Below are 25,606 nucleotides of genomic sequence, written 5' to 3' on the forward strand. Positions count from 1 at the left end.
TCCTTGCGATTACGGCTCATTGGGTCCGACCCCGCGCGACCGTATCGCCGCCGTAAGGATTACAGCAAGAGTCTTGAAACCATCGGCAAGAAATTTCAGGCGGACCGTCAGCGGCCTGTTCAGCAGTTCGACTTCCCGGCGCGGATCGCCAGGGCCGTGTTCGAGCCCAGGGTGGCGGTGAACTGCCCACTGGAGTTGACGGTCACCGTCGTGTTGTTCTGCACGTTGCAGTACGTCCCCGCGGGCAACGACGTCTGGTAGGTGCGGCTCAGGCTGCTCGACTCGTGGTTGATGGCCACGAACCCCTTGCTGCCCCGTCCGAACGCGATCGCGTCGGCCCCGTTGTCCCACCAGTTGGTGACGGCCTCACCGCGCGTGGCGTTACGGAAGGCGACCATCGACTTGATCTCGGGCCAGTTGTGCTGACACTTCCAGCCGTCCTGCCAACAGGCGTTGACCGTACCGCCGTTGGGCGGGCCCGCGTCCGTGTCCGAGAACTCGTAGCCGGAGTTGATGTCGGGCGCGCCGTAGGGCCAGGCCAGCATGAAGACATTGGCCAGCGTGTAGCTGGCACCGTCCTTGTAGTTGAGGGTGGAGCCATTGCGCTCGGTGTCGTGATTGTCGACAAAGACACCAGAGACGCCGCTGCTCATATAGCCCCAGCCCTCGCCGTAGTTCTTCAGATAGGCGAGGTTCTCGTTGTTGAAGACGCGCTTGAGGTCGTAGGCGTAGCGGAACTCCTGGACGTCGCCGTTGCCGGTGTACTCGGTCGGCTGGACGGCCTCTCCGCTGCCGTAGATGGCCTCCTGCTTCCAGTACACGGAGGGGTTGGTGAGGCGTGACTTGATGTTGGCGAGGTCGGCGGCGTCCATGTGCTTGGCCGCGTCGATGCGGAAGCCGTCGACGCCGAGCGAGAGCAGATCGTTCATGTACCCGGCGATGGCGCCGCGGACGTAGGACTCACCGGTGTCCAGGTCGGCGAGGCCGACCAGCTCGCAGTGCTGGACGTTCCAGCGGTCCTGGTAGTTGCTGATCTGGCTGGTGCAGTCGTCGAAGTCGAACGAGGAGTACAGGCCCGGGTAGTTGTACTTCGTGTACGACGATCCGCCGGTGCCGGTGCCGCTGCCCGCGGCCATGTGGTTGACGACGGTGTCGACGACGACCTTCACACCGGCCGCGTGGCAGGTGTTGACCATGTTCTGGAAGGCCGTACGGTCGCCGAGGCGCCCGGCGATCTTGTAGCTCACCGGCTGGTACGAGGTCCACCACTGCGAGCCCTGGATGTGCTCGGCGGGCGGGGAGACCTGCACATAGCCGTAACCGGCGGGGCCGAGGGTGTTGGTGCACTCCTTGGCGACCGAGGCGAAGTTCCACTCGAACATCACCGCGGTGACGTCCTTGGCGCCGGGCGGGGAGGCCGATGCGGTGGTCGCGGGGGCCATGAGGGCCAACGACGAGGCGGCGAGCGCGGTCGCGATTGCGGTGACGGACCATCTCGATATCACAGGCGTGTACTCCTTGCGATGACGGCCAGGCGTCGTTGCCGGGCGCCGGCGTGAACGTACCGCCGCGAAAGGTTTACAGCAAGAGAGTTGAAAGTCATAGCAAGTACTTTCATCCGCAACCTTGACGTGCCCTACCCAACTCCCTCACGCTCACCGGTGGTTACCGGCGCACAGCAGCAGGGCCCGCTGCCTGTTCAGGCAGCGGGCCCTGTGAAGTTGCTCGGCTGGAAGTTGCCCGGGCTGGAAGTTGCTGGGCCGTCAGGCCGTCGTCCACCACACCGTCGTGTCCGACGGGACCTTCGTCTCGCCGTCCGCCTCGGTGATCTCACCGCTGGTGAGCAGGACGCGGCCGTGCGCGGGGAGGGTGACGGACTCGCCGGTGGTGTTCGCGACGCACACGAACTCGCCACGGCGGAAGGCCAGGACCCCCTCGGGTGCGCGGAGCCACTCCACCGAGTCGCCCGCGCCCAGGTCGGGCTCGGTGCGGCGGACGGCGAGGGCGGAGCGGTACAGCTCCAGCGTGGAGTCGGCGTCGCCGCTCTGGGCCTCGACGCTCAGCTCGCCCCAGCCCTCCGGCTGCGGCAGCCAGCTGCCGCCCGCGCCGAAGCCGTACGACGATCCCGTGCGCGTCCATGGGATCGGCACCCGGCAGCCGTCACGGAAGCCGTCCTGGCCGGCGCCGCGGAAGTACGCCGGGTCCTGGCGCACCTCGTCGGGCAGGTCGACGACGTCCGGCAGGCCGAGTTCCTCGCCCTGGTAGATGTACGCCGAGCCGGGCAGGGCCAGCATCAGCAGGGTGGCGGCGCGCGCCCGGCGCAGGCCCAGCTCGCGGTCCCCGGCCGTGCGGATCTGGGTGCCGAGGCCGGGCGGGTTGGCGAAGCGGGTGGCGTGGCGGGTGACGTCGTGGTTGGAGAGGACCCAGGTGGCGGGGGCGCCGACCGGGCGCATCGCCTCCAGGGTGCGGTCGATGACCTGGCGCAGCTCCTCCGCGTCCCAATCGGTCGACAGGTACTGGAAGTTGAAGGCCTGGTGCAGCTCGTCCGGGCGGACGTAGTTCGCGGTGCGCTCGACCGTCGGGGTCCAGGCCTCGGCGACGAAGATGCGCTCGCCCGCGTACTCGTCGAGGACCGTGCGCCACTGGCGGTAGATCTCGTGCACACCGTCCTGGTCGAAGAACGGCATGACATCGTTGCCCAGCAGCTTGAGCTGATCGTGGGATCCAAGGTCGGGCAGCCCCTCCGCCTTCACCAGGCCGTGGGCCACATCGATCCGGAAGCCGTCGACGCCCATGTCCAGCCAGAAGCGGAGAATCGAACGGAACTCGTCCCCCACCGCCGGGTGTTCCCAGTTGAAGTCGGGCTGCTCGGGCGCGAAGAGGTGCAGGTACCACTCCCCGTCCGCGACCCGTGTCCACGCCGGGCCGCCGAAGATGGACTCCCAGTCGTTGGGCGGCACTTCGCCGTTCTTCCCCTTGCCGGGACGGAAGTGGTAGCGGTCGCGCAGCGGGGAGCCGGGGCCCTCCGCGACGGCACGCTTGAACCACTCGTGCTGGTCGGAGGAGTGGTTCGGGACCAGATCGACGATGATCCTGAGCCCCAGCTCACGGGCGTCACGGATCAGCGCGTCCGCGTCGAGCAGGTTGCCGAACATCGGGTCGACGGCCCGGTAGTCGGCGACGTCGTAGCCGGCGTCGGCCTGCGGGGAGGCGTAGAAGGGGCTGAGCCACACGGCGTCCACACCGAGGTCACGCAGATACGGCAGGCGGGAGCGTACGCCTTCCAGGTCGCCCATGCCGTCGCCGTTGCTGTCGGCGAAGCTGCGCGGATAGACCTGGTAGATCACCGCGTCCCGCCACCAGTCCCGGCGCTTGGCGACGGTGGCGACGGCGGAGGTGGAGGCCGGGGCGGTGGGGTGCTGGCTCATGGCGTCCTTGGTACGTAACGGGGTCATCGGGTCAGAAGGGTGTGCGTACGGAGGCGGGTGACGAGGCGGCCGCGATGGCAGCGGGGTCGGATGGCCACCGCGGCCGCCTCGGGTATACGGGGAGCTGCTGAGGGAGCTCAGCCCTTGGTGCCGCCCGCCGTGAGCCCGGTCACCAGGTTCCTCTGCACGAAGTAGAAGAACGCGGAAACCGGTATGGCGACCAACACCGCCGTGGCGGCCATCAGGTTGCGCTGCGCGTCGTGCTCACTGATGAAGGTCTGCAGACCGACCGCGAACGTGTACTTCGTGTCGGACAGCATGAACGTCGACGCGAACGCGACCTCGCCGAAGGCCGTGAGGAAGCTGTAGAACGCGGCGACCGCCAGGCCCGGCTTGGCGAGCGGCAGGATCAGTCGCGCGAAGGTGCCGAAGGGGCTCAGCCCGTCGACGCGTCCCGCCTCGTCGATCTCGAACGGGATCGTGTCGAAGTAGCCCTTCATCAGCCAGGCACAGTACGGCACGGTCGTCGTGCAGTACACGAGGACGAGGCCGAGGTAGCTGTCGATGAGCTGGAGCTCGGACAGGATCTGGTACATCGGCACCATGAGGACGGCCACCGGGAACATCTGGGTCACCAGCAGCACCCACATGAACTTCTTGTAGCCCGGAAAGCGCATCCGAGAGACCGCGTAGCCGGTGGTGGCGGCGATGACGACGCCGATGAGCGTGGTGCCCAGCGTGACGATGAGTGTGCTCGTCAGCCAGTCGAGGAACTTCGTCTCCTGGAGGACGTAGGTGTAGTTGTCCAGCGTCATCTTCGCCCAGATGCCGCCGGGGTGGAGGTAGTCGTCCTTGTCCGGGCCGAGGGACAGGAAGAGCAGCCAGGCGACGGGGAAGAGCGCGATCAGGCTCGCCACGATGAGGATGCCGTGCGAGACGAGGGACGTGCCGCGGAGGCGCACTGTGCGCGGGGTTGCAGTAGGCACGGAGTCCTGCTTGTTCATCGGGGTCTCAACAGTGGTGGTACTCATGGGACTCCTGCCTCAGATCGCGAGCTGCTGGTCGTTGCGGTTCAGCCAGCGGCGGTAGAAGGAGGTGAACACGATCAGGATGGCCAGCAGCAGCATGCCGTAGGCCGCCGACTGCGCGAAGTCACGTGGCTGCTGTCCGAAACCGAGGCGGTAGGCCCAGGTGACGAGGATGTCGGCGTCCGGGGCGGTCTTGCCGAAGAGCAGGAAGATGATCGCGAACTGGTTGAAGGTCCAGATGATGCCGAGCAGTACGACGGTGGAACTCACGGACCGCAGGCCCGGCAGGGTGACGTACCGGAACTGCTGCCACCTGCTGGCGCCGTCCATCTCGGCGGCCTCGTACAGGGAGGAGTCGATGGACTGCAGGCCGCCGAGCAGCGAGAGCATCATGAACGGCACACCGCACCAGGTGTTGACCATGACCGCGGCGAACCGCTGCCAGAAGGTGTCCTCCAGCCACAGCGGGGTCGGCAGGTGGAGTGTCTCCAGGAAGGAGTTCACGACGCCGCCGTCGGCGAGCATGATCCGCCAGCCGAAGACGGTGACGAAGGTCGGCACGGCCCACGGCAGGATCAGGATCAGCCGGTACAGAGTGCGCCCGCGCAGCTTCTGGTTGAGCAGCAGGGCGAGGCCGAGGCCGATCGTGTAGTGGAGGGTGACGCAGGCCGCCGTCCACACGACCGTCCAGATGAGGTGCGACCAGAAGCGGTCGTAGGCCGTCTCGCCCCACAGGATGTCGGCGTAGTTGTCGAAGCCGATGAACTTGTAGGTGGCCTCGATCTCGTTGACGCCGATCGTGCGGGCGCTGTTGAGGCTGTTGGCGTCGGTGAGGGTGAGGTAGAAGCCGTACACCAAGGGGTAGACGACGAGCACGCCGAGGACGATCACCACCGGGGCGATCATCGCGTAGGCGTACCAGTGCTTCTGGTAGCCGTGCCTCAGGCGCTGGCCGAGCCCACGGCGTGGCCCGCGGTCACCTCGGGGTTTCCCGGTCGCGCGGTCGATGGCGACTGTCATGGTTCGACAACCTTCATGAAGATCGACAGTTCAGGGTGTACGGCGCACAGCGGGTGGCCGCCGGATCCTTCCCCCCATGATCAGGAGGATCCGACGGCCACTCGCGGTCACTTACTGAAGTCCGGGACCAGCTTGGTGATCTCGGTCTCGACTGTGCTCAGGCCCTTGTCCAGGGACTCCTTGCCCCCGGCGACCTTCAGCAGCTCGGTGTCCAGCGGGCCCCACAGCGAGCTGTACTCGGGCAGCGCCGGGCGCGGCTGGGCGGCGGCGAGGACGCCCTGGTAGCCGGCGATGCCCGGGTCGGCCTTGACCTCGGCGGTGTAGGCGTCGTCCCGCGTGGGCAGCGTGGAGTTCTTCAGGGCGATGGTCTCCTGGGCCTTCGCCGAGGTCATGAAGTTCACGAACTTCAGCGAGGCCTTCTGGTGCGCCTCGTCGGAGCCGGCGTACACGGAGAGGTTGTGGCCGCCGGTCGGGGCGCCCGCCTTGCCTGCGGAGCCGGCCGGGACGGTGGCGATGCCAAGGTTGTTCTTGTCCTTGAACGCGGAGCCCTTGTAGAAGTTGGTGATCTCCCACGGGCCCTGCATGATCGCGGCGACCTTGCCGTTGACGAACGCCTCCTGGATGTGGGCGTAAGCGTCCGCGGTGGTGTCGGCCTTGTGCAGGCCCTTGCCGTCGAAGAGGCTCAGCCAGGTGCCGTAGCCCTTCTTGGCCTCGGCCGAGTTGACGGTGATCTTCTTGGCGTCGGCGTCGACGGTGTCGGTGCCCTCGCCGTAGAGGAACGTCTGGGCGTAGTAGGCCTGGGTTGAGCCCCAGTAGCCGTCGACGCCGGTCTTGTCCTTGACCTTGGCGGCGGCCTTCTTCAGGTCGTCCCAGGTCTTGGGGGCCTCGACGCCGGCCTTCTTGAACAGGTCCTTGTTGTAGACGAAGGCGAGCGTGTCCGTGGTGAACGGAACGCCGTAGACCTTGCCCTCGTACTTGGCCTGCTCGATCAGGCTGGGCTGGAACTTGGCCTGGTCGGAGAGGGCGTCGGTGCCGTCCAGCGGCAGGAAGAAGCCCTTCTTGGCGAAGGCGGGGGTCCAGCCGACCTCGGAGCGCAGGATGTCCGGGGCGCCCTTGGAACCGGCGGCGGTGTCGAACTTGTTCTGCGCCTGGTCGAAGGGGACGTTGACGTACTTGACCTTGATGTCCTTGTTGGCGGCCTCGAACTCCTTGACCAAGGCCTGGTACGTCGGCGCCTCATTGGTGGCGTTGGAGGTGTCCCACCAGGTGATGGTGACCGGCCCGCTCGAGTCGCTGCCGCTGTCGTCCCCGCCGCCGCAGGCCGTCGCCGCGAGGGCGAGGGACGCCACCAGCGCGGTGGCCGCTATGCCACGCCGCATGAGTTCTCCTTGAAGTGAAAAGCCCGTGTGTGCAGGGGCGGCCCCGTCTGCCTGCCTCTGCTGTCGTGCCGACTGCGCCGTTGCGGCCGCCGGGCGACGTGAACGTAACAGCGCTGAAAGACTTACGAAAGACCTTGCAGCAAAAAAGTGCAAGAGAACGACGAAGTTATCCGGGTGTGACCGCCCGGCGACCACCATGAGACGCTTCTTTTCAACGGTGGAGCGGCATGGAGGCGGGTTGTGCAAGACTCTGCAAGCTCTTGCCATCACTTTCACGAGGGAGCGCGATGACGCAGCAGCCCGGGCGCGGCCGGTCAACAGGTCGCCCACGGCGTCCGATTGGTGTGCAAGGCGACATACGGCCGGTACAGTCCAGTGCCGTGACCACACGGCTTGCCGACATCGCTGCTCAGGCGGGGGTGAGCGAAGCGACCGTCAGCCGCGTCCTCAACGGGAAGCCGGGCGTCGCCGCCACCACTCGCCAGTCCGTGCTGGCCGCACTCGACGTGCTCGGCTATGAGCGTCCGGTGAGGCTGCGCCAGCGCAGCGAGGGCCTGGTGGGTCTGATAACCCCGGAGCTGGAGAACCCGATATTCCCGGCCCTGGCCCAGGTCATCGGCCAGGCGCTCACCAGGCAGGGCTACACGCCGGTGCTGGCCACCCAGACCCCCGGCGGCTCCACCGAGGACGAGCTCACGGAGATGCTCGTCGACCGTGGAGTGGCCGGCATCATCTACGTCTCCGGCCTCCATGCCGACACCACCGCCGACATGCAGCGCTACGAGCGACTGCGCGCCCAGGGTGTCCCCTTCGTCCTGGTGGACGGCTTCTCCCCGAAGGTCCAGGCGCCGTTCATCTCCCCCGACGACCGCGCGGCGATGAACCTCGCGGTCACGCACCTCGCCTCGCTGGGCCACACCCGTATCGGCCTGGCGCTCGGCCCCAAGCGCTTCGTCCCGGTGCAGCGCAAGATCGAGGGCTTCGTCCGCACGGTGCAGGACCAGCTGAACCTGCCGACGGACGTCATCGAGAGCGAACTGATCCAGCACTCCCTGTACACGCTGGAGGGCGGCCAGGCGGCGGCCACGGCCCTGATCGGCCGCGACTGCACCGCGGTGGTCTGCGCCAGCGACATGATGGCGCTGGGCGCGATAAGGGCGGCCCGCCAGCTCGGCCTGGAGGTCCCCACGGACATCTCGGTGGTGGGCTTCGACGACTCCCCGCTGATCGCCTTCACCGACCCGCCGCTGACCACGGTCCGCAAGCCGGTCCCGGCGATGGGCCAGGCCGCGGTACGCACCCTCCTGGAGGAGATCGGCGGGACTCCGGCGCCGCACAGCGAGTTCGTGTTCATGCCGGAGCTGGTGGTACGCGGTTCGACGGCTTCGGCACCCGGGGACAGAAACCGTCCCTGAGTCGTCCGCGAGGCGAAGACCGGTCGCGCCCACCCCTGCGTTGGTAGGAGAATGGGGCGATACGTCCGCTGTAGAACGTGCGTCCTGAACCCGTCCGAGGAATGATCGGCCGGGGAAGGCTTATCTGGCAGACTCTGTGCCTATGGGTGACACGACCGTGACGACATTGGAAGGCCGCGAAGCGGCCGTTCCGCACCCCGTCGCGGACGAGACGGGGCGGGGTCCGTTGCGGCGACTGCGCACTCCTCGCCGCCCTCGCCTCTGGTTCGAGATCCTGTTGATCGCGGTGAGTTACTGGACCTACTCACTGATCCGCAACGCGGTACCGGAGCAGAGGTCCGAGGCGCTGCGCAACGCCGACTGGCTCTGGAGGCTGGAGCACAGCCTCGGCCTCGCCGTCGAGGAGTCGATCAACCACGCCGTGAACTCGGTGACTTGGCTCATCGTCGGCATGAACTACTACTACGCGACCCTGCACTTCATCGTCACCCTGGCCGTCCTGGTCTGGCTCTACCGCAGCCACCCCGGCCGCTACGCGGCGACCCGCCTGGTCCTCTTCGCCACCACGGGCGTGGCCCTGGTCGGTTACTACCTGTACCCGCTCGCTCCCCCACGGCTGATGACCAACACCGGTTTCATCGACACGGTCCTGGTCCACGACACCTGGGGTTCGATGGCATCGGGCGACCTGAAGAACATGTCGAACCAGTACGCCGCGATGCCGTCGATGCACATCGGCTGGTCCGTCTGGTCAGGGCTGACGATCTTCGCCCTGGCGAGGATCCCCTGGGTACGCGTGCTGGGCCTGCTGTATCCCACCGCCACCCTTCTGGTGATCGTGGCGACGGCCAACCACTTCTGGCTCGACGCGGTGGGCGGCCTCCTCTGTCTGGCCTTCGGCTACACGGTGGCACGCGTCTGGTACGGAGCGCTCCCGTACGCCCTGCCGAGGCAGGTGGCCCAGTCGCGAACGGCGAGCAACCCCCCGGCACGACCCCGGCCCACGGCGAAACCGTAGGCGCTACGCGCACCCCGCCCGCGCTTCACCCGCCGTAGAACAGCTCCTCCACAACCCCCCGGGCCCGCCGCGCGGTACGCCGATAAGCGTCGAGCATGTCCCCGACGTGACCGAGCTCGTACCCCAGGTAACGCCCCACCGCGGCCAGCTCCCTGCTGTCCGACGGAAACGTGTCCCCGGCCCGCCCCCGCACCAGCATCACGGCGTTGCGGACCCGCGTGGCCAGCACCCACGCCTCGTCCAGGATCGCCGCCTCCTCCTCCGGAATGAGCCCGGCGGCGACAGCGGCGGCAAGCGCCTCACGTGTCCGGGTCGTCCGCAGTCCGGGCTCGGCCCAGCCGTGCCTCAGTTGCAGCAGCTGCACGGTCCACTCGACGTCGGAGAGCCCACCGGGCCCGAGCTTGGTGTGCAGCTTGGGGTCGGCGCCGCGCGGCATCCGCTCGGACTCCATCCGCGCCTTCAGCCGCCGGATCTCCCGCACACCGTCCTCGCCGAGCCCTCCGGCGGGATACCGCAGGGGATCGATCAACTCGACGAACCGGCGCGCCAGATCCTCGTCCCCCGCCACCGGCTCGGCCCGCAGCAACGCCTGTGACTCCCACACCAGCGACCACCGCCGGTAGTACGCCGCGTACGAGTTCAGCGTACGAACCAACGGCCCCGACTTCCCCTCGGGCCGCAGATCGGCGTCGATCAGCAACGGCGGATCCGCACTGGGAATCTGCAGCAGCCGCCGCATCTCCTCGACGACCCGGTTCGCGGCCACACCGGCCTCATGGTCGTCGACGCCGTCGCGCGGCTCGTGCACGAACAGGACATCGGCGTCACTGCCGTATCCCAGCTCATGCCCCCCGAACCGCCCCATGCCGATGATCGCGAACCGGGTCGGCAAGGTGTCGCCCCATCCGTCCCGGACCACCGCCCGCAACGTCCCCGCCAGCGTCGCCGCCGTCAGATCCGAGACCGCGCCCCCGACCCGGTCCACCAACGCGCCCTGATCGGGCTCCGCCGGCTTCGTCTCGGTGCCGTAGGAGTCGACGATGTCGGCCGCGGCCGTACGCAACAGCTCCCGGCGCCGCACCCCACGGGCCGCCGTGACCGCCTGTACGGCACCGTCCGCGCGACGGACCGCCGCGAGGATCTCCTGCTCCAGGTGCCCACGCGAACGAGGCTCAAGACCGGTCCCGCCGTCCCCGTCGCCGAGCAGCGCCACCGCCTCCGGCGCCCGCATCAGCAGGTCCGGAGCGAGCCGGCCGGCCGACAGCACTCGGGCGAGGTTCTCGGCGGCGGCCCCCTCGTCCCGCAACAGCCGCAGATACCAAGGGGTCTTGCCGAGCGCGTCCGACACCTTCCGGAAGTTCAGCAGGCCCGCGTCCGGATCGGCCGAGTCCGCGAACCACCCCAACAGCACGGGCAGCAGCGTGCGTTGGATCGCCGCCTTCCGTGTCACCCCGGATGCCAGCGCCTCCAGGTGTCTGAGCGCGGAGGCCGGATCGGCGTACCCGAGCGCGACCAGCCGCTCCCTCGCCGCATCGGCGCTCAACCGGGCCTCGCCGGGGGCGAGTTGGGCCACGGCGTCGAGCAGCGGCCGGTAGAAGAGCTTCTCGTGCAGCCGTCGTACGACACTCGCGTGCCGTTTCCACTCGCGGTTCAGCTCGGCGACCGGGTCGACGCGCAGCCCGAGCGAGCGGCCGATGCGCCGCAGGTCGGCGTCGTCCTCGGGCACCAGGTGGGTGCGCCGCAGCCGGTAGAGCTGGATGCGGTGCTCCATGGAGCGCAGAAAGCGGTAGGCGGTGTCGAGCTGCGCGGCATCGGCCCGCCCTACGTACCCGCCCGCCGCGAGCGCCTGCAACGCGTCCAGGGTCGTACCGCTGCGCAACGAGGCGTCGTGCCGGCCGTGCACCAACTGCAGCAGCTGTACAGCGAATTCGACGTCCCGGAGCCCTCCCGGGCCCAGCTTCAGCTGCCGGTCCAGCTCCGCCACCGGGATGTTCTCGACGACCCGGCGCCGCATCTTCTGCACGTCGGCGACGAAGTTCTCCCGCTCGGCGGCCGTCCAGACCAGCGGCTCCAGCGCGGCGACGTACTGCTCGCCGAGCTCGATGTCGCCCGCCACCGGGCGGGCCTTGAGCAGCGCCTGGAACTCCCAGGTCTTGGCCCAGCGCCGGTAGTAGGCGAGGTGGCTGCTGAGCGTGCGCACCAGGGGACCGTTTCTGCCCTCGGGGCGCAGATTGGCGTCCACGGGCCAGATGGAGCCCTCGACGGTCGTCTCGGAGCAGATCCGCATCATGTGCGAGGCGAGCCTGGTGGCCGACCGCAGCGCCTTGCCCTCGTCGGCGCCGTCGGCGGTCTCACCGACGAAGATGACGTCGACGTCGGAGACGTAATTGAGCTCGTGGCCCCCGCACTTGCCCATCGCGATCACAGCGAGCCGGCACTGTGCGGCGTCCTCGGGGGCGGCGGCGCGGGCGATGGCGAGGGCGGCGCGCAGGGTCGCGGTGGCGAGGTCGGCGAGTTCAGCGGCGGTCTGGGCCACGTCGACGGTGCCGCACACGTCGCGTGCGGCGATGGACAGCAGGCAGCGCCGGTAGGCGACGCGCAGCGACACCGGGTCGGTGGCGTCGGCGAGGCCCTGCTCGAACTCCTCCACCTCGGGGTGCAGATCCCGCGGTTCGTACATGACCAGCGCCTGCCAGTCGTCGGGGTGCCGGGCGAGGTGGTCGGCGAGCGCGGAGGAGGCGCCGAGCACGCCGAGCAGCCGGTCGCGCAGGGGTTTGGCCGCTATGACGGTGTCGAGCAGCTCACGCTGGGCGGTGTGGGCAGCCGACTGCGCTTCCAGGAGCCGGACCAGGCCGTGCAGGGCGAGGTCCGGGTCGGCGGTGCCGCCGAGGGCCTCAAGCAGCACCGGGTCGTTCCTGATCAGCGCGAGCTCGGCGCTCTCCAGAAGCCGCTCGGCGGCCGACGGGTCGGTGAATCCGTGCCGCAGCAGCCGTGTGAAGGTACTGCTCCTGCGCCCCGGCGCCGTCATGCTCGCCCTCCCGTCCGATCGGGGTCGGACGCGCCCGATCAAGGTCGTACGCGGTCGAGCCTAACCGGAGTACCTGCGCGTGGCGCCGATGAGTTCCGGCGGCGTGCGCGGTCAGCATGGTGGAGCGACGTTCGAGCGATATTCGAGCGACATGTCTGGAGGGCGCCCGATGACCGACAAGCAACCGCAGACCCGGCTGGATGCGCGTTACAGCGACGAGGCGGCCACGGCGGTCCCGTGGACCGATGCCGAGAAGCTGCTGGCCGAGGCCGAGCTGTTCTGGATCTCGACGGTACGGCCGGACGGGCGCCCGCATGTGACCCCGCTGCCCGCGGTGTGGTCGCGGGGCGCGCTGCACTTCTGCACGGGACCGGAGGAGCGCAAGGCGCGGAACCTGGCGGAAAACCCGAAGCTCGTCCTGACGACCGGCACGAACACCTGGAACCGCGGGTACGACCTGGTGGTCGAGGGCGAGGCGGTGCGGATCACCGACGACGCCCGGCTGCGCGAACTGGCCGCCGCCTGGGAGGCGAAGTACGGCAGCTTCTGGCACTTCGACGTCGCCGACGGCTCTTTCCAGCACGGTGCGGGACACGCGTACGTCTACTCGGTGGCGCCGCGCACCGTTTTCGGCTTCGGTAAGGGTGAACCGTTCAGCCAGACCCGTTGGCGATTCACCTTGGAGGACTAGCGATGGACTTCACGCTCGAAGTGATCCCGCTGCCCGTGAGCGACATCGACCGGGCCCGCGACTTCTACCGGGACAAGGTCGGCTTCCACGTCGACATCGACCAGGAGGTCATGCCGGGCATGCGCATCGTCCAGCTCACGCCTCCGGGCTCCGGCTGCTCGATCGCCCTCGGCGACAGCATATGGGAGATGACGAAGGGCGAAACCAGGCCCGAGCCCGGCTCCTACCAGGGCCTCCAGCTCTGCGTGGCCGACATCAAGGCGGCCCACGCGGAACTGGTCGAGCGCGGCCTGGATGTCTCGGAGCCGGTCCAGTACTCCCCCGACGACGGCGCGACGTTCATGTACTTCACGGACCCGGACGGCAACGGCTGGTCGATCCAGGAGTACCGGCGCAGGGAGACCGAGCCCCTGCACAAGCTCCTGGCGGATCTGGCCGCGAAGCGGCGGCAGGAGCGGTAGCCGGCAGCGTCCTACGGCATGGGCAAGCCGCGGTGCCGAGGCACCGCGGCCCTTTCCTGGGTCAGTTGTGTCCCGGCGGGGCGTGACCGGCGGGGTTCTGGTTCTCGGTCTCCTGTGTGAGCCCACCTCCCGTGCACGTGGGCTGCTGCCCGTTCGGCGTCTGACCGCCGTTGTTGGTGCACTGGGTGTCTTGAGGGGTGATCTTGGCGTCGGCGACACCTGCGCCGCCGAGGCTCAGTGCGAATATCGCGGCGCCGGCGCCGAGCGCCGTGGCGATCCGCCTTGCGGTGATTGTGGCCGTCATACGCGATCGGCCTCCAGTCCTTTTCCGGCGGTGCGGCAGAGCGGTTGGGACTGTCGCGTGTCTGGAACCACGCTTGTCACTGGCACGGCTTACGTCAAGAAGAAACGGACATTTTTTCACAAAGCGCTTCTCAGCCCCCGCACCACCCCAGGCGCGGGGGCCGCGCGAAGCGCTACAGCACCGGCAGATTCTTCCGCATCTCGAACGCCGTCACCTCGGAGCGGTACTCGTGCCACTCCGCCCGCTTGTTGCGCAGGAAGTGACGCGGCCCGGAAGCGGCCTCCCCCGATCGACGTCCATGCAGCACAGCCAGACGCCCAAGCAGTCGTCTTTGGTCGTCGTTGGTGACTCAGGGCCGCCCTTAGACGGCCCACAGACGGCCCCGCTCCGGGCCACAGCAGATTTACAGCGGCGCAGTTCACCTCCTACGACCTGCGGTTTTCCGTGTGTCGCCGGCTGTCGGGGTACACCTGGGGGAAGCAGAGTTAGGTCAGGGGGTCTGCGCAGACATCCATGGCGGGCGGATGAGCACTGCTTTAGGAGTTCGATCGGGAGCTGGCATCGGCGAGGTGACCTCGCACCGCTGCGGCCGGACATGAGGGCTCGTGTACGCCCTCGTCCGACATCGTTGATGTCAGCTGTGGATGTCAGGGACTTGTCATCAGGGAGAGGTCATCTGTACTGGATCGGGCATCCAGAGCCTGTCTGCAAGCAGGAAGGAGCTGCTCTACAGCAGACGAGAGCTGCCGATTGAGCGCCTTTGGATCCGTGAAATAGTCGAGTGCCTCGTTGAGTAGCGCGACCCATTCAGAGATTCCTATGTCGTCCGACAACTGGCCATGTAGCTCCCTTGCACGTTCGACGCCCTCTGTCACTTCCTGCGGCGGCGTCTGCCGTGACCCCGGCCGAGCGTTGTACCCAGTCTCGCTTACTACCACGGTCAAGCTCATCAACGCTGCGTCCAGTTCTGCAGCTATGGGATTGGACGAGCTGAGGTGATAGAGGGTGCTGGCCGCACGATGGTACTCAGCCTTCCGAGCCAGTGCCTCAGTGAGTTCGTAGGTAAGTGAGGACACACTCCCAGCTATGTCAGCGACAGCAGAGGGCCCTTCGAGCTTCACCACCCAGAGTGCTGCGCTCAGATCATTTTTCGCCCGAGTGAGCTCACCCTCGGCAGCACTGAGAACTTGAGACGTCTCCAGCCGTCTCAGCGGTAAGGCCTCGGCCGCCTGCACACAGTGCGTCATCGCCAGCAGGAATCCTGCGTACGCGTCACGTCGAATGCCACGTCGCCACTGCAGGTGAGCCGCGTCAGCCTCAGTACGAACAGCATCCAGGGCTGCTCTGTAAGTCGACTCAGCCTGAGCAATGCCGACACGACCTGTTTCCTCAGCCGCTCGCAGCGCACCGCGCATCTGCCAACGGCCCACCAGGACAGCGGCTGGGACTCCGAGCGCTGCCACGGCTGTAGCGGAGATGGCACCGATCCTCTCCAGATCCATGCCCTGAGCATGCCGCAATCGGTACCTCCCTTACTACGGCACGCGTGCGCAGGAACACCGAGCCTGAGGCTGGCCGGGGCTGCCACAACTGACCATCGGCGGCCGTGACCTGCGGCCGCCTAAACGATCAGCGTCCTGACCTGCTGCTGAGCTGTCGGCAGTTGTCGGCGTTGGTCATCACTGAGCGCCCTTCCACGGCCCGAGGACGGCCCGGGAGAGCGCTTGTGCGGGAGTACGGCATCAACTCAGGCGCCAGACCGGTCGCCGCCATCTCTCGGCACGACAGTCGCGAGTGTCGGAGACCTATGACTCGGAGTCCCGCAGCAGTCAGTCAACGTCTGTCATCCAGTTGCCACGGGGCGAGCCAGTTAGTTGGCGCAGGTAGACGCTGCGGCTGTGGCACCTCTCGGCAGTACTGCCGACGTCGGGCCAGTGTGCCTGACAGACAGTCTTGGGGCGCGTGTAGGCGATAGGACGAACGAACGTCGCGAAGATCCGGCACCATGAGCAGTATGACCTACTCTGGCGCCCTGCGTGACCTAAGTAACCAGCTGAAGAATGATTTCCCCCTAGTCGACGACGCTTTCTCTGGAACTTTGAAGGCATATGACAAAGCTGTCCAGGTAATGTCAGAGGCGTGGTCAGGGTCCAATATTGGATATCATGCGAACGTCTATTATGAAGGGTTTCAAGCGCCGCCACCGGGTGACCATTTCAGTAAAGAGTGGGGGTTCGCCAACCTGTTCAATGAGTCCGCAACGGGGTGGAGAGAGCATCCGCGAGCGGCAGTCATTGTGAAATTTCGCGAGCTATCTGAAGGGGCTGATATCGGTGATGCACTAGCTTCAGCTGAGCGAGCGCGCGTTGCACTCAAGGTGGTCAAGTCCGAGGCGGAATCTATTCTCAGTGCATACCTCGCGTTCACTCACGACGAGTACATCGAAAATATCAAGGGGGAGGTTCAGAAAATCTCAGTTCCTAAGGCTGATTTGATCTCTCGGCAAATGCTGCCAAAAGGTCTTGAGGCCAGCCGTGACAGTGTGGCAATCAGTCAAGGCCTACAGCTTGCTGAGCATCAAAAGATGGCTGCTAAGGTGAGTGAAGTGCGACGAGCCTTCGAAGCTCACAAAGAGATGCTCTTCCTCCTCGACAGGGCTGCGAACCATATCGATAGACGAAGCGTTGCGCCGAGGATGGCTGGGCGGCAGACTGGTGAGAGTGTATTTATCGGCCACGGGCGTTCTCCGCTCTGGAGGGAGCTCAAAGACTTCGTTAGCGACCGCCTCAAACTTCCATGGGATGAGTTCAATAGGGTCCCCGTAGCCGGAGTCGCCACCACGGTCCGACTGGCACAGATGCTGGATAGAGCGGCATTCGCCTTCCTTATTATGACTGCCGAAGATGAGACGGCGGACGGAAAGCTTCACGCTCGCCAGAACGTGATCCATGAGGTGGGGCTATTTCAAGGTAGGCTCGGCTTTGAACGGGCTATCGTCATGCTTGAAGAGGGTTGCGAGGACTTCTCTAATATCGACGGCCTGTCGCAAATCAGATTTCCCAAAGGGGACATCTCTGCCAAATTCGAGGAAGTGCGACAGGTATTGGAGCGGGAAGGATTGCTAGAGCAGTAATCAGAGGTCGGCGGAGCGGGTTTAGCCGGTGGCCTGCCCGGTCTGGGGTCGAGCATGATCAGGGGGCCTTACGCTGGTTGGCAACTCGGGCAGGCTTTGGGCCTGACCGCAATGTGCATGAGTGGCCCCCTGGTCTTGCTCGACGCGGGCCCCGGACCGGGGAGGTGGCTAAAGCCGTGGAGCCGACCGGCCCCAGCCCCAGGCTTTCCTGCTCTGTCCGCTGCACGTGGCGCGCCGCCGGGCGCGGCCAGCCGGGGCGAAGACAGGAGGCAGGCCGCGCCGCAGAGGCGGCGCGCGCCCGCGCCGTGCGCGGGCCTTGATGCAGTAGGGAACGTTCCCCCTCAGCCAGCTCGCGGCCTCAGGGAAGCACCGACGGAGCGCGGTTCTCCGGCACATCGGCGCGGCCGAGCACGGCGCCTTCTGATCCGTAGGCGGGTGCGCGAACGATGCGTTCCTCCTCCCGCGTACTTACAGGGGCGCGGACGACAGACGGAACGGCTGCCTCTGTCCGTCAATGTTGACCACCGTTGATGTCAGGCGTTGATGTCGGCGGGAGCCCTGCCCACGGCCAGGAGGTGCGAACTGGCAGCGAGCAACTCCGGGTACGGCTCTGCCATGCGCGCCGCCTCCATGGCGGAGGCAATCAGTTCGTCCGTGGGCCCCTCGCCCGGCTGCTGCTCGGCCGCTTTCACGAGCGACCATGCGGGCCCCTCGATGCCGAAGACCTGCACGTCCGTCAACCCGGAGGCCACCAACTCCGCCACAAGCTCTTCAGCACGGTGGAAGTAGGACAAGGTGAACCCTCGTACACCGTCATAGACGGACGTCTGAAGGATCTTGGATACGGAGTCGCGAATCCGTTCCGTGTGCAGGTGGGCGTAGGTGACATGCTCAAAGAGCGACGCGTAGCGGTTGATCGCAGCCGCCGCAACCAATCCGCCCGGCTTCACCACGCGGCCGGCTTCCGCCAGCGCCCTGCGCCGATCGTCGGCGTCGGGAAGGTGATACAGCGGCCCAAGAAGCTGCACAACGTCGAAACTGTCGTCCGGCTCACGCAGATCGCGAGCGTCTCCCACGATCGCCGAGCACACGGCCACCGCGCTCTCGACATGACGGGGCACGGGGTCCACGAGCGTGACGTCGTAGCCGTCCTTCACAAGCCATTCAGCGTGAATCCCAGTCCCCCCTCCCACGTCGAGCACGCGCGCCGGCGCGGGGGGCAAGAAGCGTCGGAGAAGCTCCTGAGTCCTGACCAGCTCCATACGTCCGTCTGCCGAGCTGCGCAGACGGCTGTCCTCGTTCACTGTCTCGCCGTAGAACCGCATCACGGAGGGAGCCAATTCGAGATTCGACATGGTCGAAGTATCCTGTGTACCGGTGGACCAGTCCAGCGCGCGGAGTAGGGGAAGCCATGGCCGTTTTGAAGTACGAAGAGATCGCCGAGTCTCTGCGCGCCCGTATCGCCGCTGGCGAGTACGCCCCCGGTGCCACCATCCCGTCCGGCCGCGACCTGGCCGAGCAGTGGGGCGTGTCACGGGCCACCGCCATCAAGGCCGTGGACGTGCTGCGCAACGACGGCGTTGTGGTGGCCAAGCAGGGCACAGGTTTCGTCGTCACGGAGACACCCGTAGCCCGCCCCGCCGGCGCCCGCCGAGCCGGGTCGGCCCGCATCTTGGGCGGAATGCCGTTCCTGCGGATCGGTACGCCCGACTGGGCGGAACCGCCTACCCGTGTCGCCAATGCGCTTGGGACCTCCTCCGGAGTGCTGGCGCTACGACGCATCCGCGTTCTCCAGCTTCCGGACGGAACCCCGAACAGTTGCGTGGAGGCGTGGTTTCCCCCAGAGATCGCGGAAGCATCACCTCGCCTCGCCGACACTGCTCCCATCGCGGAGGGCACGACACGCTACGTCCGTCGGCAGACCGGCCGGTTCCCGGTCGAGGGAGTGGACATCACAACGGTCCGCCTCGCTACGGAAACGGAGGCGGACCGCTTGCAGGTAGCACCGGGCACCGCGGTCGCCGTGCTCCTCCACACGGCATACGACGAGGACGGCCGTCCGTTGGTCTGCGAGGAAGGCGTCACGCCGTCCTCACTTTTCGAGCAGGTGGACACCTACGCCATGTAGGGAAGCCGCCCGAACTGAGCTGGACCGGTCCGCCGGTCCAGCTTTTTTGATGCCCCGTCATGCATTCTGACCTGCGGAAATTCCATCTGGCGTCACCCAACTCCATTTTCACCGCTTGACTGGACCGGTCCACCGGTCCAGTCTGTTTGACGTAACGCCGCTCCTCCTCCGTGAGGAGTGGTTCCGGATCGGGATGGCTCGCCACAACTAGGGGCCCCGCACTGGTGGTTGCTTGACAACTTCACACAGGGAACTGCCGGTAACCCGTGGTCCGCCTGCCCGAAGGGGTCGGAAACAAGGCGGAGAAGACCGGTGTACGTGGGTCATGGCCCCGCGTGCGACTACAGCGCAGTTTGACCAGCCCGCAGCTCATCTGCTGCGGCCGGTTGCCTCCGCTGCTCGTCTCGTACGAGCAGCGCTGAGGGGACCCGGATCTACCGACTTCAACGGCGAGCGGTCCCCGGGGTGCCACCCGGGGACCGCGTTCGGGCCGTTCCACCTGTGAGAGGAACCACGACCCAATGAGCCACATCGTCACTGTTCAGGACGCTGTTACCGCGTTCGCCGACTGGATCGAACCGACGGACGCGGAGCTGGACGCCATCGACGCGGAGATGCCCGTCATCCGCACGGAGATGGAGTTGCTGGACGCACAGATCATCGTCATCGACCGCACCCCGACCGAGCTGGACGCGCGCCGCATCCGCCGCGCCCGCCGCCGCGCGCTCGCCGCCCGAGTCGCGCTGATCAACCGCAAGAGCGCGAGCATGCCGGGCGGTGCCGCATGAGGGCGAACACCTCCCCGAGCGGTCTGGCCCTGCTGCTGATCGTGGTGGGTCTGCTGATTTCCTTCATCAGCATCACGGCCGCGTTCGTCACCCATGAGCACGTCTGGCGCTGCCTGATCGCGGGCGGCTGCCTCGTGCAGTTCCTCGGCTGGGTGGTACACGGCCGCCGGAACGGGAGCAGGCGATGAGGCGCATTGAGTTGAGCCTGCATGAGCGGGTGCAGGTCGAGGTGGCGCGGGAAACGCTCGCCGCGATCGACGGGGTGAGGCTGACAGACCCGTCCGCCGCCGCTCACATGGTGGGCCGCCTGGAGGTGTCGCTTCGGTCTCTGCTGGAGATCCTCGACGCCGACCAAGAGCGAGCCCGCCGCTGCCCAGCCGCGCACCCGGAGGACCTGACGCCGTGCGGCGGGCCGGTCGTCGTGACCGTCCTGGACTCGCAGAACGCGGGCGCCGACGGTTGCGAGCTGCACGCCGCACGCCTGATGGCCTCGATCGCCGGCGGGCGCCCGGTCGCCAAGCCGGAGGCCCCCGCTGGTGTGGCCTTGCGTATCTTCCGGGCCGCGCACCACACCCGCCCCTTCCCATGGCGGGAGGGGCGGTCATGAACCTTCACCGCAAGGGGCGCGCCGCCCTGGTGCTCGCGCTGGTCGCCGTGGTCGGTATGGCGTTCCGGGTGTCGTGGAACGCGCTGCGTGACATCGCCGGCGCCGTGGGTGCGGACGAGACGGCCGCGATGCTGTACCCGTTCGTGGTCGACGGCCTGATGGCGCTCGCCCTGATCGCCACCCTCGTACTCACCGGCGACGCCCGACGCTTCGCGCTGCGGGTGCTCGGGGCGTACACGATCGCCTCGCTGGTCCTGAACTACGTGCACGGGTTGGTCCCGGAGCTCCACGGCCGTACGGTCGACTGGGGTCGACTGGCCGACTGGGACCCGGCGAACTGGGCCCTGGTCCTGCTCGCCACGTCCCTGCCGGTCGGGTCGATCTACTTCGGTTCCGACCTCGTGGCCAAGGTGCTGCACCACCGCCCCGCCCCGATCCCGACCGTGAGCACAAATGCGGAGGAATCGACCGAGACCAACACGAAACGGTCTACGGCTGACCTGCCGGTATCGACTCCGGCGCCGATCACGCCAAACGTGACCGTGCTGCCCCGGCCGGTGGCCGTCGGCTTCCTGAAGTCGACGCTCCCGGCCAAGCCGCTCCCCTCGATCGCACCGGCCCCCGCCGCGCCGATCGAGCGGCGCGCGGTGGCTGCGGAATCGACTCGACCGCGCCGCGCCACGGGCCGTGTCCCGGCGGTGGCGAAGTCGATCCGACCGAAGCGCACCCCGGAACAGTTGCTCGCCGAAGCACGCAAGGCGACGGCCGATTGGCCGGACGCGAAGGTGACCGGCGAGGGCATCCGCCGCGCCATCCACACGTCGCCCGCCAACGCCCGCTCCCTGCGGGACACGCTCCTTGCTGAGCGGGCCCGCACGGTGGGAGTGGCGGAATGACCACGCCCACGACGGACACGGTGAAGTCGTTCAGCTTCGGCGGCGGTGTCCAGTCCACGGCCGCCCTAGTCCTCGCTGCCACGGGCGAGCTGGACTACCGCACCTTCCTGATGGCCAACGTCGGGGACGACTCCGAACACCCCGGCACCCTCGCCTACCTGCGCCAGTACGCCATCCCCTACGCCGAAGCGCACGGCCTTGAACTGGTCGTGCTGGACCGGGTCATGAAGCGCTCTGGTGAGGTCCGCACGCTGTACCAGGACCTCACCCGGGAGGGATCGCGGTCGCTGAAGATCCCGGTGCGCATGTCGAACGGGGCCCCCGGCACCCGCTCCTGCACGGCGCAATTCAAAATCAAGGTCATCGCCGACGAACTCAAACGACGCGGCGCCACCAAGGACGCCCCGGCCACCGTCGGCATCGGGATCAGCCTGGACGAGATCCAGCGGGCAAACAACCGGCGCTGCGAGCCGCACGAGCGCATCGAATACCCGCTGCTAGAGCGTGGAATCCGGCGCATCGACTGCGCCCGCATCATCCGCGCTGCGGGCCTGCCGGTGCCGCCGAAGTCGTCGTGCTGGTTCTGCCCGTTCCACCGGCCGGAGACGTGGCACGACATGCGCCGCACCGAGCCGGAGCTGTTCGAGAAGGCGTGCCAGCTCGAAGAACTCCTCAACCGGCGCCGTGACGAACTCGGCAAAGACCACGTCTGGCTGACCCGGTTCAACCGGCCCCTGCGGGCCGCGATCCCGGACGGCGTCGACACGCTGCCGTTCGACGAATGGGACTCCGGCTGTGACTCCGGCTGGTGCATGACCTGAAACCGGCAAGCACCCAACCCATCGAGGGGAAGCCACGCATGCGTAACTCCGAGATCCGCCGCCTGGACCGAGAGATTCAGGCGACCATGAAGAAGCTCGAAGCGGTCCGCCGGGGTGAATGGTGGCCGCTGAACGCCAGCGAGCGCCGGGCCATGGCCCGCTCCCTGGCCGTCGGTGGCTACAAGGTGGCCCGGGGCCGTAGCGCAGGCCGTGAAGAGCAGCGCATGGACGCCACCGGCAACAGCGTGGAGATCCGGCTGAACGCGGAACTGACCGCCCTGCACGGCGAGCGTCAGCGTCTCCTCACCGAGGCCGCCCGCGCCAAGGCCAAGAAGAAGTCGTCCGGCTGGTTCTGACCAGCCATCACACCGGGGTGGCCGCTCTTTCCATGGACCCGGCCACCCCGGCTCTCCCTTACTCCCGCCCCCGCTGGGGGCAGTCAGGAGCACTTCCAGCATGTCTGAGAACGTCGTCCACCTCCACAAGCTCACCGACCCCACGACCGACGACACGGCCCCCACCGTGCTCAAGGTCGTACCGGACGCGCCGCCCGCGCGGCCGGTGCCCCTGTGGGTCCGCTCCGGCCGCGCCATCAAGACCGGCGTCACCCACGAGAAGACCCGCGCGACGGTCCGGGCGGCGGTCCGGCACAGCCTCTACACCTTCAACGGCGGTCGGATCGTGGCCCGTCGCGCGTGGGACGGCCGTACCGGGTCCCGGTACGAGCGGATGATCCGGGCGGCGGAAGCCGCGGGAAACCTCGAAGCGGCCGAAGAGTGGGAAGAGCGCTTGCAGCGCTTCCGCGCCGCCCGCCACCACCGCCGCATGGACCTGCTCCACTCCCCGGTGGAGGCCGCTAAGGGCATGGCCGTCGGCGCCGGCATGAGCATCGGTGTCCTGGTCACCCTTGGAGTCGTCATGGCCATCAACACCGGCCACGTCGGCGACGCCATCACACCGCTGTCGGCCACCATCGACTTCATCGCCTTGCTCATCCGGATCGTGCAGATTGTGTGGGGTCCGGCGCTCACGATCGGCCCGTTCCTCGCGCTGCTCGCGCTGTGGTCGGTGGGCCGCAAGCAGCAGGCGGCACCGAACTGGGCACTCCCGGCGAACGTCCGCAGCAGCGAGGGTGAGCCGATCACCCCGTCCATCGTGGTTAAGGCCCTGCGCGACCTCGGCGTCCCGGCGCTGCGCAACGCCATCAAGGAGATGGGTGATGCCGGCGCGTCCATGCTCGGGCCGATCCGGATCGCCGGATGCGGCGTGGAAGTCGACGTGACCCTTCCTTCCGGGGTGGCCACGAACGAGGTGCAGAACAAGCGGCGCAAGCTCGCGGAGAACCTGACCCGGCACGAGCACGAGGTGTTCATCACCATTCCCGAGGCTGCACGGACCGTGCGGCTGTGGATCGCCGACTCCGGCGCTCTGGATGAGCCGATCGGCCCGTCCCCGCTGGTCACCGACGAGACGCTGACCGCGAACTACAAGACCGGTCGGGCCCCGTGGGGCCAGGACCTGCGCGGGGACGCCGCTGAGCTGAGCGTGTATCAGCGCCACTTGTTGGTCACGGGTCTGTCGAACCAGGGCAAGACCGCCGCCCTGCGGGCGCTCGCGCTGTGGCTGGCGCTGGACCGGACGGTGCAGTTCTGGATTGCGGACCTGAAGGGTGTCGGCGACTGGGCACCGTTCGACGGCATCGCCAAGGTCCTGATCGAGGGCCCCTCGGACAGCCACTGCATTCAGGCGACCGAGATGGTTGAGGACGCGGTGGAGGAGATGAACCGGCGGATCGAGGCGGTTCGCAAGGACCCGTCCATCGTGTTCCCGCCGCTGATCGTGCTGGTGGATGAGGCGCAGAAGGCATTCATGTGTCCGGCCAAGGGCGAGGACGGCCGCCCCTACGGCGGCGCCAAGGCCACCTCCCGGTACTTCATGGCGGTGCGCGAGATCCACAACCAGGGCCGCGCGGTCGACGTGCTGATGTGGCAGGGCACGCAGGACCCCACCGACCAGAACCTTCCCAAGCTGGTCCGCGAGGGCGCCCACACCCGCGCCTCCCTCGTGGTCGGCACCGAATCGCAGGCTGAGATGGCGCTCGGCGCCAAGGCCGTCAACGCCGGCGCCGCCCCGCACCTGCTGCGCCAGGGTCTGGACAAGGGCACCCTCGTGGTCGCCTCCGACGGCATCACCATTCCCGCTGGCCAGTCCTCCATCACTGTGCGGACGCACTTCATCGACGACGAGCCGGCCGCCGCGATCGCTGCCCGGGCTAAGGCCCTGCGCGACGGAGTGGCCACCCTGCGAGCCATCGATCGCACCGAGGCGCGCGACCCGCTCGCCGACGTCGTGGCCGTCATCGGCGACAGGGCGCGGATGCGCACGGATGAGGTGCTGAAGCGGCTGCACGCGCTCGACACGGCCGCCTACCGCGAGTGGAACAACGTCCGCCTGAAGCGGCTCCTGGAGGAGCACGGCGAGGAGCCGAAGAAGTCCCACGGGGTCATGGTCGTGCGCCGCGACGACGTGGCCCGCGCCCTCGCTAACCGTGCCACCGATGGTTCCGCTTCCGCCGCCGAGTAGCGGGGAGGCACGGCCGTCCGGCCCGGGGAGGCGGGGAGAACTCCCCAACCCGCTCACCGGGCCCGCCTCCCCGCGCTGATCAGCGCAAACATCGTTTCGGGGAGGCGGGGAGGCTGCCTGCTCAGACCCCCGAAACACCCCTCCACGCGGCACCTCGAAGAGGGTGCCTCCACCTCCCCCGCCGAGCACCGGAAGGGATCCCGCATGTACCCCGAACCTGCCCGCCACGCGCCCCATGAACGGGCCGTGGAAGTCCACCAGCCCACCCCCATCACGCCCGCCACCATGCAGCCGGCGCCGCTCGTTCCCCTCCAGCCCGGCCACGTCCCGGCCGTGGCAAGCGTCGTCCTGCCGGACGGCCGCGTCGTCACCGGCTACGCCATGAGCCCCGTGCAGCCCGAACCCGTCGCGGCCAAACCGGTCGTCTCCGGTACGGCGGTGAACGTCGCCCTCGGGGGCGTCGGATTCCTCGCCGTGTGCGGCGGCCTGCTCCTGCTGACCACCTTCATCACGGCCCTGACCGCACTGATCACTCAGCTCATCATCCTCGCCGCCGTGATCTTCGGCGGATGGATCGCCGTGCAGGTCTTCAGTGCGAGCGGCCACAAGGGCGGCACCACCGTCAACATCCGCAAGGCCGTGATCAAGCGCAACCACTTCCACGGCTGAACACTCGCGAAGGAGCCCCATGTTCGACATCCGCATCATCTGCGACCCGGCCGACGAACCCGAGATCGTGCACGCCCTGACCACCGCGTTCGAGTGCGACCCCATCGAGCGCCGGACCGCCCGCGACGGACACCGCGTCCGCCTCTACACCAAGGCGTTCCACCCCAACCCCGCCGCCCTCCTCAACGAAGCCACCGACCTCTAGCTAG

At 67.6% G+C, this 25,606-nt stretch carries 24 protein-coding genes and 1 pseudogene; 15 read left to right on the plus strand and 10 right to left on the minus strand.

The window, feature by feature from the left end:
* Positions 1–119: 119 nt before the first annotated feature.
* From ACZ7NC_RS28500 to ACZ7NC_RS28520, 5 genes are all read right to left on the minus strand, one after another.
* Positions 120–1,505, minus strand: coding sequence for an alpha-amylase (locus ACZ7NC_RS28500; RefSeq protein ID WP_471492332.1), 1,386 nt, complete (start codon positions 1,503–1,505; stop codon positions 120–122).
* 258 nt (positions 1,506–1,763) lie between these two features.
* The gene (locus tag ACZ7NC_RS28505) at positions 1,764–3,428 is read right to left on the minus strand and encodes a glycoside hydrolase family 13 protein (RefSeq protein WP_471492333.1); all 1,665 of its coding nucleotides are present in this window, start codon (positions 3,426–3,428) and stop codon (positions 1,764–1,766) included.
* Between the two features lie 137 nt (positions 3,429–3,565).
* Entirely contained in the window at positions 3,566–4,459 is an 894-nt protein-coding gene (locus tag ACZ7NC_RS28510; RefSeq protein ID WP_471492334.1) for a sugar ABC transporter permease, read from the minus strand.
* 12 nt (positions 4,460–4,471) lie between these two features.
* On the minus strand, positions 4,472–5,476 hold the full coding sequence (locus ACZ7NC_RS28515) for a carbohydrate ABC transporter permease (protein ID WP_471492335.1): 1,005 nt from the start codon (positions 5,474–5,476) through the stop codon (positions 4,472–4,474).
* Positions 5,477–5,583: 107 nt separating this feature from the next.
* Positions 5,584–6,855: an extracellular solute-binding protein gene (locus ACZ7NC_RS28520; protein WP_471492336.1), complete on the minus strand. Its 1,272-nt coding sequence runs from the start codon at positions 6,853–6,855 to the stop codon at positions 5,584–5,586.
* Between the two features lie 380 nt (positions 6,856–7,235).
* Between ACZ7NC_RS28520 and ACZ7NC_RS28525 the strand changes: the two genes are divergently transcribed.
* On the plus strand, positions 7,236–8,270 hold the full coding sequence (locus ACZ7NC_RS28525) for a LacI family DNA-binding transcriptional regulator (protein ID WP_471492337.1): 1,035 nt from the start codon (positions 7,236–7,238) through the stop codon (positions 8,268–8,270).
* Between the two features lie 142 nt (positions 8,271–8,412).
* Positions 8,413–9,288 (plus strand): phosphatase PAP2 family protein, encoded by an 876-nt coding sequence (locus ACZ7NC_RS28530; protein ID WP_471492338.1) that lies wholly within the window; start codon positions 8,413–8,415, stop codon positions 9,286–9,288.
* Positions 9,289–9,313: 25 nt separating this feature from the next.
* On the opposite strand, the gene ACZ7NC_RS28535 is transcribed toward ACZ7NC_RS28530, so the two are convergent.
* Positions 9,314–12,316, minus strand: a complete 3,003-nt coding sequence (locus ACZ7NC_RS28535) for a bifunctional [glutamine synthetase] adenylyltransferase/[glutamine synthetase]-adenylyl-L-tyrosine phosphorylase (protein ID WP_471492339.1) — start codon at positions 12,314–12,316, stop codon at positions 9,314–9,316.
* Positions 12,317–12,485: 169 nt separating this feature from the next.
* Here ACZ7NC_RS28535 and ACZ7NC_RS28540 point away from each other — a divergent pair, with 169 nt between their 5' ends.
* Positions 12,486–13,007 carry a pyridoxamine 5'-phosphate oxidase family protein gene (locus ACZ7NC_RS28540; RefSeq protein WP_471492340.1) on the plus strand — a complete coding sequence of 174 codons (522 nt, stop codon included), beginning with the start codon at positions 12,486–12,488 and terminating at the stop codon, positions 13,005–13,007.
* A gap of 2 nt (positions 13,008–13,009) precedes the next feature.
* Positions 13,010–13,468: a VOC family protein gene (locus ACZ7NC_RS28545; protein WP_471492341.1), complete on the plus strand. Its 459-nt coding sequence runs from the start codon at positions 13,010–13,012 to the stop codon at positions 13,466–13,468.
* 61 nt (positions 13,469–13,529) lie between these two features.
* On the opposite strand, the gene ACZ7NC_RS28550 is transcribed toward ACZ7NC_RS28545, so the two are convergent.
* The 3 genes and pseudogenes from ACZ7NC_RS28550 to ACZ7NC_RS28560 all read right to left on the minus strand — a co-directional run bounded on the left by ACZ7NC_RS28550 (position 13,530) and on the right by ACZ7NC_RS28560 (position 15,274).
* Positions 13,530–13,772: a hypothetical protein gene (locus tag ACZ7NC_RS28550; protein WP_471492342.1), complete on the minus strand. Its 243-nt coding sequence runs from the start codon at positions 13,770–13,772 to the stop codon at positions 13,530–13,532.
* A gap of 172 nt (positions 13,773–13,944) precedes the next feature.
* Positions 13,945–14,031: pseudogene (locus ACZ7NC_RS28555) on the minus strand (glutamine synthetase); the annotation flags it as partial.
* A gap of 388 nt (positions 14,032–14,419) precedes the next feature.
* Positions 14,420–15,274, minus strand: a complete 855-nt coding sequence (locus ACZ7NC_RS28560; protein ID WP_471492343.1) for a hypothetical protein — start codon at positions 15,272–15,274, stop codon at positions 14,420–14,422.
* 503 nt (positions 15,275–15,777) lie between these two features.
* On the opposite strand from ACZ7NC_RS28560, the gene ACZ7NC_RS28565 reads away from it, so the two are divergent.
* Positions 15,778–16,905 (plus strand): TIR domain-containing protein, encoded by a 1,128-nt coding sequence (locus ACZ7NC_RS28565; RefSeq protein ID WP_471492344.1) that lies wholly within the window; start codon positions 15,778–15,780, stop codon positions 16,903–16,905.
* Between the two features lie 533 nt (positions 16,906–17,438).
* On the opposite strand, the gene ACZ7NC_RS28570 is transcribed toward ACZ7NC_RS28565, so the two are convergent.
* Positions 17,439–18,260: a class I SAM-dependent methyltransferase gene (locus ACZ7NC_RS28570; protein WP_471492345.1), complete on the minus strand. Its 822-nt coding sequence runs from the start codon at positions 18,258–18,260 to the stop codon at positions 17,439–17,441.
* A gap of 56 nt (positions 18,261–18,316) precedes the next feature.
* Here ACZ7NC_RS28570 and ACZ7NC_RS28575 point away from each other — a divergent pair, with 56 nt between their 5' ends.
* From ACZ7NC_RS28575 to ACZ7NC_RS28620, 10 genes are all read left to right on the plus strand, one after another.
* Positions 18,317–19,033, plus strand: a complete 717-nt coding sequence (locus ACZ7NC_RS28575; RefSeq protein ID WP_471492346.1) for a GntR family transcriptional regulator — start codon at positions 18,317–18,319, stop codon at positions 19,031–19,033.
* A 521-nt stretch (positions 19,034–19,554) separates the two neighbouring features.
* Positions 19,555–19,821 (plus strand): DUF6284 family protein, encoded by a 267-nt coding sequence (locus ACZ7NC_RS28580; protein WP_471492347.1) that lies wholly within the window; start codon positions 19,555–19,557, stop codon positions 19,819–19,821.
* A complete protein-coding gene (locus ACZ7NC_RS28585; protein ID WP_471492348.1) occupies positions 19,818–20,009 on the plus strand; it encodes a hypothetical protein in 192 nt (63 codons plus the stop codon). The genes ACZ7NC_RS28580 and ACZ7NC_RS28585 overlap by 4 nt, the downstream gene beginning before the upstream one ends.
* Entirely contained in the window at positions 20,006–20,428 is a 423-nt protein-coding gene (locus ACZ7NC_RS28590; protein ID WP_471492349.1) for a hypothetical protein, read from the plus strand. The genes ACZ7NC_RS28585 and ACZ7NC_RS28590 overlap by 4 nt, the downstream gene beginning before the upstream one ends.
* Positions 20,425–21,324, plus strand: coding sequence for a DUF2637 domain-containing protein (locus ACZ7NC_RS28595; RefSeq protein WP_471492350.1), 900 nt, complete (start codon positions 20,425–20,427; stop codon positions 21,322–21,324). The genes ACZ7NC_RS28590 and ACZ7NC_RS28595 overlap by 4 nt, the downstream gene beginning before the upstream one ends.
* Positions 21,321–22,145, plus strand: a complete 825-nt coding sequence (locus ACZ7NC_RS28600) for a phosphoadenosine phosphosulfate reductase (protein ID WP_471492351.1) — start codon at positions 21,321–21,323, stop codon at positions 22,143–22,145. Before ACZ7NC_RS28595 ends, ACZ7NC_RS28600 begins: the two co-directional genes overlap by 4 nt.
* Positions 22,146–22,183: 38 nt before the next feature.
* The gene (locus ACZ7NC_RS28605; protein WP_471492352.1) at positions 22,184–22,501 is read left to right on the plus strand and encodes a hypothetical protein; all 318 of its coding nucleotides are present in this window, start codon (positions 22,184–22,186) and stop codon (positions 22,499–22,501) included.
* Between the two features lie 100 nt (positions 22,502–22,601).
* Positions 22,602–24,728: an FtsK/SpoIIIE domain-containing protein gene (locus ACZ7NC_RS28610; protein ID WP_471492353.1), complete on the plus strand. Its 2,127-nt coding sequence runs from the start codon at positions 22,602–22,604 to the stop codon at positions 24,726–24,728.
* Between the two features lie 204 nt (positions 24,729–24,932).
* A complete protein-coding gene (locus ACZ7NC_RS28615; RefSeq protein ID WP_471492354.1) occupies positions 24,933–25,397 on the plus strand; it encodes a hypothetical protein in 465 nt (154 codons plus the stop codon).
* A 19-nt stretch (positions 25,398–25,416) separates the two neighbouring features.
* A complete protein-coding gene (locus ACZ7NC_RS28620; RefSeq protein ID WP_471492355.1) occupies positions 25,417–25,602 on the plus strand; it encodes a hypothetical protein in 186 nt (61 codons plus the stop codon).
* The last annotated feature ends 4 nt before the right edge of the window (positions 25,603–25,606 follow it).

The sequence above is a fragment of the Streptomyces sp. NPDC111802 genome (assembly GCF_055634335.1).